Origin of the sequence: Pseudomonas sp. NPDC087342 (genome assembly GCF_044744265.1) — a bacterium.
Classification (GTDB): domain Bacteria; phylum Pseudomonadota; class Gammaproteobacteria; order Pseudomonadales; family Pseudomonadaceae; genus Aquipseudomonas; species Aquipseudomonas nunensis.
On record NZ_JBIUXZ010000032.1, the window covers coordinates 49,390 to 62,298 of the forward strand.

Consider the following 12,909-nt stretch of genomic DNA (forward strand, 5'->3'; position numbering starts at 1 on the left):
GTTGTGTAATCACCAACAAAAACGCCCCGAATCTGTCGGGGCGTTTTGTTTGTATACCGGCCTGGTCCGCAAGCCGGCTATTTCGTTACGGTCAAACCGACCAGGTAGCCAGGTTGTTGGCGCTGAAGCTGTCTACCCCCACCAGCTGGATTTCGAAATCCGGGCCGGCGTTACCGCTGACGTTGCCTGAGAGAATGTGATCAACGAAGCGCAATTGTCCTGCACCCGAGAACTCATTCGCACCGATGAAGCTGAAGGTGCTGTTGCCTGGGACCAGAAGATTGGAATCGAACCAGGAAAGGTCGATTTTGTCTCCTTGCGAGCTGTTGAAATCAGTGATGACGTCGCGGTTGGCGCCAAGGCCGATCTCGTTGACAGCACTGAAGATGAATTTGTCCGCTCCCGCACCGCCAGTGAGGATATCAGTGCCCATGCCGCCATCCAGACTGTTGTTGCCCGAGTTGCCGGTGAGCACGTTATTCAGCGAGTTGCCATAAAGTCTCACACTGCTGGTACCGAGCAGTTGACCCTCTTCGACATTGTCCGACAGGGTGAATGAGGCATAGCTGAGGACTTTGTCGTATCCCTCGCCGGCCGCTTCGATGACTTTGTCGTCTGTGTTATCCACCACATAAACGTCGTCGCCAGTGCCGCCATACAGGAAGTCGGCGCCAGCCCCGCCGTCGAGGTAGTCGCTACCCGCGCCGCCGTACAACGCGTTGATCCCGACGTTGCCCAGCAAACTGTTGTTCAGGCTATTGCCTACCACGGTGAAGGTTCCGTCACCGGCGAGGGTGACGTTTTCGATGTTCTGCAGGTTGCTCAGGTTCAGGTTGACAACGTTGGTCTGGGCGCTCACCCCGTAGGTGATGTACAGACCATCGCGGCCCTGGTTGGCGAGCTCCTGGACCAGGCCAAGTTCGGCGAACTGGTCGAGGACGTAGACATCGTTGCCGGCGCCACCAATCATCGTATCTACGCCGCCCAGGCCGTCGAGGATGTTGTTGCCATCGTTGCCGGTCAGGACGTTGTTCAGTTCGTTGCCATTACCATTGAGGTTCGCGTTACCCAACAGCTCGAGGTTTTCCAGGTTGGCGCCCAGGGCCCAGTTCAACGACGCTCGTACGGTATCGATCCCGCTGCCCGCGGCGTTGGTTTCGATGATCACATCCTGAGCGTTCTCGACCAGGTAGATATCATCACCGTTACCACCGATCAGCGTGTCGGCGCCGGCGCCGCCATCGATGAAATTATTCCCCGAGTTACCGATGATCGTGTTGTTCAACGTGTTGCCGATGGCATACAGATATTCATTGCCACGTAGCGTGAGATTTTCCAGGTTGGCACCCAGGGTCCAGCTCAGCAGCGAGTAAACAGTGTCGATTTCCGTGAGCGAGGTACCGCGCTCGATAATGATGTCTGCGATGTTGTCGACATAATAAGTGTCGTTGCCTGCACCGCCATCCAGGGTATCGGCACCAGCACCGCCATCGAGGACGTTGCCTCCCGCGTTGCCGGTCAATGTGTTGTTCAATGCATTACCGGTCAGGCTGATATTTGCGCTGCCGAGTAACTGGCCATCTTCAATGTTGTCGGACATCACGAAATTGGCGTAGCTGAGGACTTTATCGTATCCCTCGCCGGCCGCTTCGATGACTTTGTCGTCTGTGTTATCCACCACATAAACGTCGTCGCCAGTGCCGCCATACAGGAAGTCGGCGCCAGCCCCGCCGTCGAGGTAGTCGCTACCCGCGCCGCCGTACAACGCGTTGATCCCGACGTTGCCCAGCAGACTGTTGTTCAGGCTATTGCCTACCACGGTGAAGGTTCCGTCACCGGCGAGGGTGACGTTTTCGATGTTCTGCAGGTTGCTCAGGTTCAGGTTGACAACATTGGTCTGGGCGCTCACCCCGTAGGTGATGTACAGGCCATCGCGGCCCTGGTTGGCGAGCTCCTGGACCAGGCCAAGTTCGGCGAACTGGTCGAGGACGTAGACATCGTTGCCGGCGCCACCAATCATCGTATCTACGCCGCCCAGGCCGTCGAGGATGTTGTTGCCATCGTTGCCGGTCAGGACGTTGTTCAGTTCGTTGCCATTGCCATTGAGGTTCGCGTTACCCAACAGCTCGAGGTTTTCCAGGTTGGCGCCCAGGGCCCAGTTCAACGACGCTCGCACGGTATCGATCCCGCTGCCCGCGGCGTTGGTTTCGATGATCACATCCTGAGCGTTCTCGACCAGGTAGATGTCATCACCGTTACCACCGATCAGCGTGTCGGCGCCGGCGCCGCCATCCAGAAAGTTGCTTCCAGCGTTACCGATGATCGTGTTGTTCAGTGTGTTGCCGATACCGTACAGATTGCTGCTGCCCAACAGCGTAAGGTTTTCAACGTTGGCGCCCAGTACATAGCCGACTTCAGAGAAGACTGTATCGATCTCTGTCAGCGAAGTACCTGTCTCGATGACTGTATCGCCCGCGTTGTCGACGTAATAAGTGTCGTTCCCTGCGCCACCGGTCATGGTGTCGGCACCAGCCATTCCGACCAGAGTATTGTCCAGGTCGTTGCCGATCAGCACGTCGTCAAAGGAGGAACCGTAGGCGTTTTCAATTTTTGTGCCGTAGGCAATCGCCAATCCCTGATTGAAGTTAGTCAGGGTCGTAAGGTCGAGAAAAGCTTTACCTATCTGGCTGAAATGGCCTTCGTTGAGATCGATGGTGACAGCCGCCAGTTGGTTGCTGGCATCAATGCCGTCGTTACCTCCCGCGTCCCAGATAGTTTCGTACACCGATTGGTCGGGCGCCCACTTGTAGACGTTGTTACCGGTCTGCCAAAGCATATTGGCACCGTACAAGCTCTGGATCGCGAGAATATCCAGCAACATGGGGGTCGTAGGCTGATACGCATACGAGTCGTTGTAACTCATGACCGTGAATCGCACATCGTCCAGTGATGCGTCGAGGATCGTCGGGTTGCTCGCCGACGCTGAAAATGGATGTTTGAGGCCGATTGCATGGCCGATTTCATGCACAAATGTCAGGTAGTCGTAAGAGCCTTTGCTCGGGTTCACTTCGTCCGTGGCCGGGCCGATCCATACGTCACCCGCTTTGGGCGAGTTATCGGGAAGATACGCCCAGGCCGCCGCATCGCTATCCATCTGCGCATAACCACCGAAGCGCAAGTCGCCGACATTTGTCGCGTTATCGCTGGTCAGTGTGAACTTGATGTTGGCGACCGCGCTCCAGGTACTCAAGGCGCTGATGACTGCGCTTTGCTGTGCCTTCGTCAACTCATAAGCGTCGGTATACTCGTTGTTGGCACTGTAGTTAGTGCCGAAATACGAGGTGCTTTCCGAAATGAAACTGTAGCTGAGATTGGTCGAAGACTGATTCGTGCCCCAGTTGGCACCTAACCAGTAATTGCCCGATAGCAGGCTGTCGACTGCCGTGTTGCCAGTGAGTGTCGACGGAAAGCTGAAGGAGTAAGTGAGTGGCGTAGGCATGCAAGTTTCCTGAGTGCGCTGCGGCCCTTCCTGGATGTGACCGCTACAAAAGTCCGATTTTGCACCAAAAACGGTGCGCTTGGCATCATATGGCCACTACTTTTCTGATTAATGGCGTCAAATAACTGGCCTGGCGATCTGTATCGGCGAGTGGCGTAGAATCCTGAAGCCATCTTCACTGCCTTCCGTTCAGCACAGGCCATCAAAGTCCATGACCATTCCCAGTTCCGCACTTATTCGCGAAACCTTCCCCGTCGGCCCGCTCCAGTGCAACTGCACCATCATCGGCGATCCGATCACTAAAAAAGCCATCGTCGTCGACCCCGGTGGAAACCACGAACTGATCCTCGCTCGCCTCGACGCTCTGGGCCTGAAGGTGGTAACCATCATCCACACCCACGCGCACCTCGATCACTTCCTGGCCTCCGGTCAGTTGAAAGAAAAAACCGGCGCCACTCTTCATCTGCACAAAGAAGATCAGTTCCTGTGGGACAACCTGGAGATGCAATGCCAGATGTTCGGCGTGCCGTACACGCCGGTGCCATCGCCGGATCGCTGGTTGGCTGATGATGAAGAGTTGGCCTGTGGCTGTGGCGTGGCGATTCATACGCCGGGGCATACGCCAGGTTCCATGAGCTTTTGGTTTTCAGAGGCTAAGCTGCTGATTGCCGGTGACACGTTGTTCAAGCGTGGGGTAGGGCGCACGGATTTGTGGGGTGGCGATCAGGCGACCATCGTGCGGTCGATCAAGCAGCGGCTGTATACCCTCGACGAGGAAGCCACCGTGGTCACTGGCCATGGTCCGGATACTCGTCTGGGTGATGAAATGCGCGAGAACCCGTTTGTGCGGGCCTGAATTGTAACCAGCGGAATTTTTACTCGCGCAAATGATCCAACGCCCGCATAGGCCGATGCCTTGGTCCGTTGCACCTCAGAATGCAAAAAGTAGGAGCTCTTCATGTTCACCAAGCAGCGTTTGATTATTGTCGCAACTGCTGTGGCCTTGTTGTCTGGCTGCGCTTCACCTAATCCTTATGACAATCAGGGACAGGCCGATGGCGGTTCCCAAGGCATGAGCAAGACCGCCAAGTACGGTGGCCTCGGCGCCCTGGCGGGTGCTTTGGCGGGTGCCGCGATCGGTCACGATAATCGTGGCAAAGGCGCGCTGATTGGCGCTGCGGTGGTGGGGGCTTCCGCTGCCGGTTACGGCTACTACGCCGACCAGCAAGAGAAAAAGCTGCGGGCCAGCATGGCCAACACCGGGGTTGAAGTGCAGCGCCAGGGCGATCAGATCAAGCTGATCATGCCGGGCAACATCACGTTTGCCACCGATTCGGCGAACATCGCGTCCAGCTTCTATCAGCCGCTGAACAACCTGGCAGGCTCGCTCAAGGAGTTCAGCCAGAACCAGATCGAGATCGTCGGCTACACCGACAGCACCGGCGCCCGTCAGCACAACATGGACCTGTCCCAGCGTCGTGCCCAGAGCGTGGCGACGTACCTGACGTCCCAAGGTGTCAGCGGTGCCAACCTGTCGGCCCGTGGCGCCGGACCGGATAACCCGATTGCCAGCAACGGCGACGTCAATGGCCGGGCGCAGAACCGTCGGGTCGAGGTCAACCTGAAGGCGATTCCGGGTCAGCAGTATCAGCAGCAGGGGCAGCCTGTTCAGCAGTACCAGTAAGCTTCGAGTGTTAAAAAAACCGCCCGATCTTCAGCAGATCGGGCGGTTTTTTTGTGTCGTCTGTTCGGACCCCTTCGCGAGCAGGCTCGCTCCCACAGGGGAAACGCGTTTCAAATGTGGGAGCGAGCCTGCTCGCGAAGAGGCCAGTGCAGGCGAAGAAATCATCAGCCACAAAAAAGCCCCCGGACAATCACTCATCCGAGGGCTTTTTGCGTAGCGCGAAACCTGATTACTTCTTCAGGCCGTAATGCTCATCGAGCATGCCCGGCGCGTTCGGGGCTTTTGGCGCGTAGTCGCGAGGCGGCTCCTGATTGCGCGGTGGCGTCAGGCGTTCCCGTGGCGCCACGGTGGCGTCGGCGTGCAGGGCGGCCAGCAAGCGTTGGCGAGTCTGCTCGTCCAGGGCCAGACGATTGGCACCCTCGGCGAGATGATCCTGCACTTCCTGATAGCTCGCAGTCAGTTTCTTGACCAGCGAGGCAGTGCTGTTGAAGTGAGTAACCACCTCGTTCTGATAACTGTCGAAACGTTCCTGAATATCATCCAGCTGACGTTGTGTGCTGCTAGGAGCGGCATTTGGCACCAGGCGAGCGATCAGGAATCCAACGGCGACACCCACAACCAGGGCAAGAGTCGGCAACAACCAAACTAAGAGCGAGTGTTCCACGAGTCCTTCCTCTATAAACGGCTTTGCTTTACGTTAACGGCTCGAACCTGCGCTGTATACCGCGATTCACTCGCAATAGATTGGCACAGACAATTTGCTAGACGAGTCGACCCGATTCGAGGTCACGGAGTTCCTTCCTTGCTTATGCGCGAAACCCCTGTAGTGATTGATGGCCCCGTCGGTCAACTGGAAAGTTTGTACCTGGATAACGAGCAGCCGCGCGGCATTGCGCTGATCTGCCATCCGAACCCGGTGCAGGGCGGCACCATGCTCAATAAAGTCGTGTCGACCTTGCAGCGCACCGCTCGCGACGCCGGTTTGGTGACCTTGCGTTTCAATTACCGTGGCGTTGGCACCAGCGCAGGCAGCCACGACATGGGCACCGGTGAAGTCGACGATGCCCAGGCGGCCGCCGAATGGCTGCGGGCCAAACACCCGGACTTGCCGTTGACGCTGTTTGGTTTCTCCTTCGGTGGTTTTGTTGCCGCCAGCCTCGGCGGACGCCTGGAAGCGCAGGGCGAACAGCTGAAACATTTGTTCATGGTTGCGCCGGCGGTGATGCGCCTCGGCGATCAGGATCAACTGCCGCAACACGGCGAGCTGACCCTGATTCAGCCAGAAACCGACGAAGTCATCGATCCGCAGCTCGTCTACGACTGGTCCGACAAACTCGATCGCCCCCATGAGCTGCTGAAAGTGGCAGAATGCGGACACTTTTTTCATGGCAAGCTGACCGATCTCAAGGATCTGATCCTGCCGCGTCTTTCGAATTGATTGCAGTCTGACAAGCGATTACCCATGACGACTCGTACCCGTATTCTCACCGGCATCACCACCACCGGCACGCCGCACCTGGGCAACTACGCCGGCGCCATCCGCCCGGCGATCGTCGCCAGCCGTGACAGCAATGCCGATTCGTTCTACTTCCTGGCCGACTACCACGCCCTGATCAAATGCGATGACCCGCTGCGCATCCAGCGCTCGCGTCTGGAAATCGCCGCGACCTGGCTGGCCGGTGGCCTCGACGTCGATCGCGTGACCTTCTATCGCCAGTCCGACATCCCGGAAATCCCCGAGCTGACCTGGCTGCTGACCTGCGTTGCCGCCAAGGGCCTGCTCAATCGCGCCCACGCTTACAAGGCCTCGGTGGACAAGAATGTCGAGACCGGCGAAGACCCGGATGCCGGCATCACCATGGGTTTGTACAGCTACCCGGTGCTGATGGCTGCGGACATCCTGATGTTCAACGCGCACAAAGTGCCGGTCGGTCGTGACCAGATCCAGCACGTGGAAATGGCGCGGGACATCGGCCAGCGCTTCAACCATCTGTTCGGTCAGGGCAAAGAATTCTTCACTATGCCGGAGGCGCTGATCGAAGAAAGCGTCGCCACGCTGCCGGGCCTCGACGGTCGCAAGATGTCGAAAAGCTACGACAACACCATTCCGTTGTTCAGCAGCGCCAAAGAGATGAAGGACGCGATTTCGCGAATCGTCACCGACTCCCGCGCACCGGGCGAAGCGAAAGATCCAGACAATTCGCACCTGTTCACCTTGTTCCAGGCCTTCGCCACCCCGGCGCAGTCCGACGAATTCCGCAGCGAACTGCTGCAAGGCCTGGGCTGGGGCGAGGCGAAGAATCGTCTGTTCCAGTTGCTCGACAGCGAACTGGGCGAGTCCCGCGAGCGCTATCACCAGTTGATCGAACGTCCGGCAGACCTGGAAGACATGCTGCAGATCGGCGCGAAAAAGGCTCGCTCGGTGGCCACACCTTTCCTTCACGAACTGCGCGAAGCGGTCGGCCTGCGTTCTTTCGTCGCCCAGACCCAAGTCGCTGCGACGACTAAGAAGAAAGCTGCGAAAGCCGCGCGTTTTGTCAGTTTCCGCGAAGACGACGGCAGTTTCCGCTTCCGTCTGCTGGCGGCCGATGGCGAGCAACTGCTGCTGTCGCGCAACTTCGCCGACGGCAAAACCGCCGGCCAGGTGACCAAGCAACTGCAAGCGGGCCAGCCTCTGGACGTGCGCAACGAAGACCTGAGCTTCAGTGTCTGGCTGGAAGGCGCGTGCGTCGGCGACAGCCCGACCTTCGCTGACAGCGCCGCTCGCGACGTCGCCATAGACGCCCTGCGCGTTGCGTTGACGCCGGTTCAGGAATAAATCAGCGGCTCGACCCGACCAAGGGCCGATTGCCATTCCCACGGGCCGTCGCTACAGTGACGGCCCGTTTTTGTTGCCTTGCTAACGAATTATGACGCCCCTAGAACGATATCAAGCTGATCTGAAACGCCCGGAATTCTTCCATGACGCCGCCCAGGAAACTGCGGTGCGTCATTTGCAGCGCCTGTACGACGATCTGGTCGCGGCCTCGCAGAGCAAGCCGGGCCTGTTCGGCAAGCTGTTTGGCAAAAAAGACCAGGCGCCGGTCAAGGGCCTGTACTTCTGGGGCGGCGTTGGCCGTGGCAAGACTTACCTGGTCGACACCTTCTTCGAAGCCCTGCCGTTCAAGGAAAAGGTCCGCACTCACTTCCACCGCTTCATGAAGCGCGTGCACGAAGAGATGAAGACCCTCGGTGGCGAGAAAAACCCGCTGACCATCATCGCCAAGCGCTTCTCCGACGAAGCTCGGGTGATTTGTTTCGATGAGTTCTTCGTCTCCGACATCACCGACGCCATGATCCTCGGCACGTTGATGGAAGAACTGTTCAAGAACGGCGTGACCCTGGTCGCGACCTCGAACATCGTGCCGGACGGTTTGTACAAGGACGGCTTGCAACGTGCGCGCTTCCTGCCGGCCATTGCGCTGATCAAGCAGAACACCGACATCGTCAACGTCGACAGCGGCGTCGATTATCGTCTGCGTCACCTTGAGCAAGCCGAGCTGTTCCACTTCCCGCTCGACGAAGCGTCCCAGGAAAGCCTGCGTAAAAGCTTCCGTGCCCTGACGCCTGAATGCACAGCGGCCATCGAAAACGATGTGCTGATGATCGAAAACCGCGAAATCCGTGCCTTGCGCACCTGTGATGACGTGGCCTGGTTCGACTTCCGCGAACTGTGCGATGGCCCGCGCAGCCAGAACGACTACATCGAACTGGGCAAGATCTTCCACGCCGTGTTGCTCAGCGGTGTCGAGCAGATGAGCGTCACCACCGACGACATCGCCCGACGCTTTATCAACATGGTCGACGAGTTCTACGACCGTAATGTGAAACTGATCATTTCTGCCGAAGTCGAGCTCAAAGACCTCTACACCGGCGGTCGCTTGAACTTCGAATTCCAGCGTACGCTGAGTCGTCTGCTGGAAATGCAGTCCCACGAATTCCTGTCCCGGGCGCATAAGCCGTAAGGCGATTCGGAAAATAAAAAGGGCCTGCAATGCAGGCCCTTTTTTATGCGCAAACCTTGTGGCACACCCCAAACCCTGTGGGAGCGAGCTTGCTCGCGATAGCGGTATGTCAGTCACATCATTGCTGGATGTGCCACCGTCATCGCGAGCAAGCTCGCTCCCACATTATTGGATCTCTGTTGTGTCAGGCAGCCTGCTGAAACTGCTGCCGATACTGGTTCGGCGACAATTCGGTGTGCTGGCGGAACAGCCGCGCAAAGAAGCTCGCATCGTCGTAGCCGACCTCATAACTGATGGTCTTGATGCTCTTGCGGCTGCCGGACAGCAAGCCCTTGGCGGTCTCGATGCGCAGGCGTTGCAGGTAATGCAACGGTTTGTCGCCGGTGGCAGTCTGGAAGCGGCGCATGAAGTTGCGAATGCTCATGCCGTGTTCGCGGGCCACGTCTTCGAAGCGAAACTTGTCAGCGAAGTGTTCTTCGAGCCAGTGCTGGATCTGCAGGATGATCACGTCCTGGTGCAGCTTCTGCCCGCCGAAACCGATGCGGCCCGGTGCGTAGCTACGCTGCACTTCATACAGAATGTCCCGGGCCACGGCCTGGGCCACGTTGGCGCCGCAGAAGCGTTCGATCAAGTAGATGTAGAGGTCGCACGCTGAGGTCGTACCGCCGGCGCAATACAGGTTGTCCGCGTCGGTCAGGTGTTTGTCCTGATTGAGGTGAACCTGCGGGTAACGCTCGGCAAACGCGTTGAAGAAGCGCCAGTAAGTGGTCGCTTCCTTGCCGTTGAGCAGCCCGGCTTCCGCCAGCCAGAACACCCCGGTGGCTTCGCCGCACAGCACCGCGCCGCGAGTGTGTTGCTCACGCAGCCACGGCAGCACCTGTGGATAACGTTTGCACAGTGTTTCGAAATCGTCCCAGAAGGCCGGCAGGATGATGATGTCGGCATTTTCCAGGCCGCCGTCCACGGGCATGATCACATCGCTGAAGCTGTTCACCGGTTTGCCATCGGGGCTGACCAGCCGGGTTTCAAACGCCGGTGTCAGGCCGTGGCCCAGTTGTTTGCCGTAGCGCAGGCTGGCCAGATGGAAGAAATCCTTGGCTTGCATGAGGGTGGAAGCGAAAACCCGGTCGATAGCCAGGATGCTGACGCGCCGCAGGGGCGTGGAGACTTGGTTAGACATAATTCAACTTTATTCTTATAGGGGAAAGTGGTCACCAGACGGCTGGATCGTCTTATTTTTTGTCTGATGTGTCCAGTGTCCTGTATCGGAAGCGGGGCTTAGTCTCTGAAGGTCATTTCCTTCTAACAATAACGACAGGTGCCGCATGATTCCCAGAACCTTGTTCAGTTCCGAGCACGAACTCTTTCGCGACAGCGTGCGAACGTTCCTCGAAAAAGAGGCCGTGCCGTTCCATGGGCAATGGGAAAAACAGGGCTACATCGACCGTCAACTCTGGAACAAGGCGGGGGAGGCGGGGATGCTCTGTTCGCACCTGCCGGAAGAATACGGCGGGCTGGGTGCGGACTTTCTCTACAGCGCGGTGGTGATTGAGGAGGTCGGTCGTCTCGGACTGACCGGGATCGGTTTCTCGCTGCATTCCGACATCGTCGCGCCGTACATCCTGCATTACGGCAGCGAAGCGCTGAAACACAAATACCTGCCGAAACTGGTATCTGGCGAGATGGTCACGGCGATTGCGATGACCGAGCCGGGCGCCGGTTCTGACCTGCAAGGGGTGAAAACCACCGCAGTGCTGGACGGTGATGAGTACGTGATCAACGGCTCGAAAACCTTCATCACTAACGGTTTTCTCGCAGACCTGGTGATTGTCGTCGCCAAGACCGATCCCAAGGCCGGCGCTAAGGGCACCAGCCTGTTTCTGGTGGAAGCCAACACGCCGGGCTTTGCCAAGGGCAAGCGCCTGGAAAAAGTCGGCATGAAGGCCCAGGACACTTCGGAATTGTTCTTTCAGGACGTACGCGTGCCGAAGGAAAACCTGTTGGGCCAGGCCGGGATGGGCTTCGCGTACCTGATGCAGGAATTGCCGCAAGAACGTCTGACCGTGGCTGTCGGCGGCCTGGCTTCGGCCGAAGCGGCGCTGCAATGGACGCTGGATTACACCCGCGAGCGCAAGGCGTTCGGCAAGGCGATTGCTGACTTCCAGAACACGCGCTTCAAACTGGCGGAAATGGCGACTGAAATTCAGATTGGCCGGGTGTTCGTCGATAAGTGCCTGGAACTGCACCTGCAAGGCAAGCTCGACGTACCGACGGCGGCGATGGCGAAATACTGGGGCACGGACCTGCAATGCAAGGTGCTCGACGAATGCGTGCAGTTGCATGGCGGTTACGGCTTCATGTGGGAATACCCGGTAGCCCGGGCGTGGGCGGATGCGCGGGTGCAGCGGATCTATGCCGGCACCAATGAAATCATGAAGGAGATTATCGCGCGGTCGCTTTGATTTGAGGTGACTGGGCGGGCGCCTTCGCGAGCAAGCCCGCTCCCACATTCGACCTCATTCTTCTGGGAGAACTCGGTTAAATGTGGGAGCGGGCTTGCTCGCGAAGGCTTTTTACCTGGCGATCAAGGCGCCGGGTTCGGGTGATCCTTGTGAATCGCCTCGATCCCCGCCAGCACTTCATCGGAAAGTTTCAGCTCGAAACTCGCAATGTTGCTGTCCAGTTGCTCCAGCGTGGTCGCACCAATGATGTTGCTGGTCACGAACGGTTGCTGGGTCACGAAAGCCAACGCCATCTGCGCCGGGTCCAGGCCGTGTTCACGCGCCAGTGCGACGTAACGGCTGCAGGCCGCTTCCGACTGCGCATTGAAATAGCGGCTGAAGCGGCTGTAGAGGCTCAGGCGACCTTTCGGTGGACGTGCGCCACCTTCGTACTTGCCCGACAGGAAACCGAACGCCAGAGGCGAATAGGCGAGCAGGCCGCATTGTTCGCGAATGGCGATTTCCGCCAGGCCGACTTCAAAGCTGCGGTTGAGCAGGTTGTACGGGTTCTGGATCGACACGGCGCGCGGCCAGCCACGGGCTTCGGCCAGGGCGAGGAAGCGCATGGTGCCCCACGGGGTTTCGTTGGACAGGCCGATGTGGCGGATCTTGCCGGCCTTGACCTGTTCGTCCAGCGCTTCGAGGGTGTCTTCCAGCGGTGTCAGGTTGGCTTCGATCTTGTGCTTGTAGCCCAGCTGACCGAAGAAATTGGTGCTGCGCTCCGGCCAGTGCAATTGATAGAGATCGATGTAGTCGGTCTGCAAGCGCTTGAGGCTGGCGTCCACGGCTTCAGTGATGTGCTGGCGATTGTGGCGCAGGTTTTTGTCACGGATGTAGTCGATGGTGTTGCCGGGGCCGGCGATCTTGCTCGCCAGGATCCAGTCGGCACGATCGCCGCTACTCTTGAAGTAATTGCCGATGTAGCGCTCGGTGGTGGCGTAGGTTTCGGCCTTGGGTGGCACCGGGTACATTTCGGCGGTGTCGATGAAATTGATCCCGGCGCTTTTGGCCCGTTCTATCTGCGCGAAGGCTTCAGCCTCGCTGTTTTGCTCGCCCCAGGTCATGGTTCCGAGACAGATTGCACTCACGTTCAGATTGGTTCGGCCTAGCTGGCGATAGTCCATCGGGTGCTCCTTGGGCAAAACAATCATAAAAGCAGGTTGAAATATTTTTCGCAATCTGCATAATTGCGCACCTCTTTCTGCAGTGGAAGTGATGCGC

General features: G+C 58.2%; 10 protein-coding genes. 6 read left to right on the top strand and 4 right to left on the bottom strand.

The genetic code is table 11. The features are described 5' to 3' along the window. Positions 1-91: 91 nt before the first annotated feature. On the bottom strand, positions 92-3,499 hold the full coding sequence (locus ACIOYV_RS31150; protein WP_401330004.1) for a M10 family metallopeptidase C-terminal domain-containing protein: 3,408 nt from the start codon (positions 3,497-3,499) through the stop codon (positions 92-94). Positions 3,500-3,710: 211 nt separating this feature from the next. Here ACIOYV_RS31150 and ACIOYV_RS31155 point away from each other — a divergent pair, with 211 nt between their 5' ends. Then, positions 3,711-4,355: an MBL fold metallo-hydrolase gene (locus ACIOYV_RS31155; protein WP_401330007.1), complete on the top strand. Its 645-nt coding sequence runs from the start codon at positions 3,711-3,713 to the stop codon at positions 4,353-4,355. A 102-nt stretch (positions 4,356-4,457) separates the two neighbouring features. After that, entirely contained in the window at positions 4,458-5,183 is a 726-nt protein-coding gene (locus tag ACIOYV_RS31160; RefSeq protein WP_054613551.1) for an OmpA family protein, read from the top strand. 229 nt (positions 5,184-5,412) lie between these two features. Here ACIOYV_RS31160 and ACIOYV_RS31165 read toward each other — a convergent pair whose 3' ends face one another. Further along, positions 5,413-5,847: a YhcB family protein gene (locus tag ACIOYV_RS31165; RefSeq protein ID WP_163912023.1), complete on the bottom strand. Its 435-nt coding sequence runs from the start codon at positions 5,845-5,847 to the stop codon at positions 5,413-5,415. A gap of 144 nt (positions 5,848-5,991) precedes the next feature. Between ACIOYV_RS31165 and ACIOYV_RS31170 the strand changes: the two genes are divergently transcribed. The 3 genes from ACIOYV_RS31170 to zapE all read left to right on the top strand — a co-directional run bounded on the left by ACIOYV_RS31170 (position 5,992) and on the right by zapE (position 9,187). Beyond that, entirely contained in the window at positions 5,992-6,621 is a 630-nt protein-coding gene (locus ACIOYV_RS31170; protein ID WP_163912026.1) for an alpha/beta hydrolase, read from the top strand. 24 nt (positions 6,622-6,645) lie between these two features. Beyond that, the gene (locus ACIOYV_RS31175) at positions 6,646-8,001 is read left to right on the top strand and encodes a tryptophan--tRNA ligase (RefSeq protein ID WP_401330011.1); all 1,356 of its coding nucleotides are present in this window, start codon (positions 6,646-6,648) and stop codon (positions 7,999-8,001) included. A gap of 91 nt (positions 8,002-8,092) precedes the next feature. Beyond that, positions 8,093-9,187: a cell division protein ZapE gene (gene zapE, locus ACIOYV_RS31180; protein ID WP_054045592.1), complete on the top strand. Its 1,095-nt coding sequence runs from the start codon at positions 8,093-8,095 to the stop codon at positions 9,185-9,187. Between the two features lie 184 nt (positions 9,188-9,371). Here zapE and ACIOYV_RS31185 read toward each other — a convergent pair whose 3' ends face one another. Then, positions 9,372-10,268 carry a GlxA family transcriptional regulator gene (locus ACIOYV_RS31185; RefSeq protein WP_401330022.1) on the bottom strand — a complete coding sequence of 299 codons (897 nt, stop codon included), beginning with the start codon at positions 10,266-10,268 and terminating at the stop codon, positions 9,372-9,374. 244 nt (positions 10,269-10,512) lie between these two features. Here ACIOYV_RS31185 and ACIOYV_RS31190 point away from each other — a divergent pair, with 244 nt between their 5' ends. Next, entirely contained in the window at positions 10,513-11,649 is a 1,137-nt protein-coding gene (locus ACIOYV_RS31190; RefSeq protein WP_054613556.1) for an acyl-CoA dehydrogenase family protein, read from the top strand. A 122-nt stretch (positions 11,650-11,771) separates the two neighbouring features. Here ACIOYV_RS31190 and ACIOYV_RS31195 read toward each other — a convergent pair whose 3' ends face one another. Next, positions 11,772-12,812: an NADP(H)-dependent aldo-keto reductase gene (locus tag ACIOYV_RS31195; protein WP_401330014.1), complete on the bottom strand. Its 1,041-nt coding sequence runs from the start codon at positions 12,810-12,812 to the stop codon at positions 11,772-11,774. Positions 12,813-12,909 lie beyond the last annotated feature (97 nt).

Bases quoted from the DNA above. Each gene is read 5' to 3' on its own strand.
- ACIOYV_RS31150 (WP_401330004.1), bottom strand. From the start codon at position 3,499: ATGCCTACGCCACTCACTTACTCCTTCAGCTTTCCGTCGACACTCACT.
- ACIOYV_RS31190 (WP_054613556.1), top strand. From the start codon at position 10,513: ATGATTCCCAGAACCTTGTTCAGTTCCGAGCACGAACTCTTTCGCGAC.
- ACIOYV_RS31160 (WP_054613551.1), top strand. From the start codon at position 4,458: ATGTTCACCAAGCAGCGTTTGATTATTGTCGCAACTGCTGTGGCCTTG.
- zapE (WP_054045592.1), top strand. From the start codon at position 8,093: ATGACGCCCCTAGAACGATATCAAGCTGATCTGAAACGCCCGGAATTC.
- ACIOYV_RS31155 (WP_401330007.1), top strand. From the start codon at position 3,711: ATGACCATTCCCAGTTCCGCACTTATTCGCGAAACCTTCCCCGTCGGC.
- ACIOYV_RS31195 (WP_401330014.1), bottom strand. From the start codon at position 12,812: ATGGACTATCGCCAGCTAGGCCGAACCAATCTGAACGTGAGTGCAATC.
- ACIOYV_RS31170 (WP_163912026.1), top strand. From the start codon at position 5,992: ATGCGCGAAACCCCTGTAGTGATTGATGGCCCCGTCGGTCAACTGGAA.
- ACIOYV_RS31175 (WP_401330011.1), top strand. From the start codon at position 6,646: ATGACGACTCGTACCCGTATTCTCACCGGCATCACCACCACCGGCACG.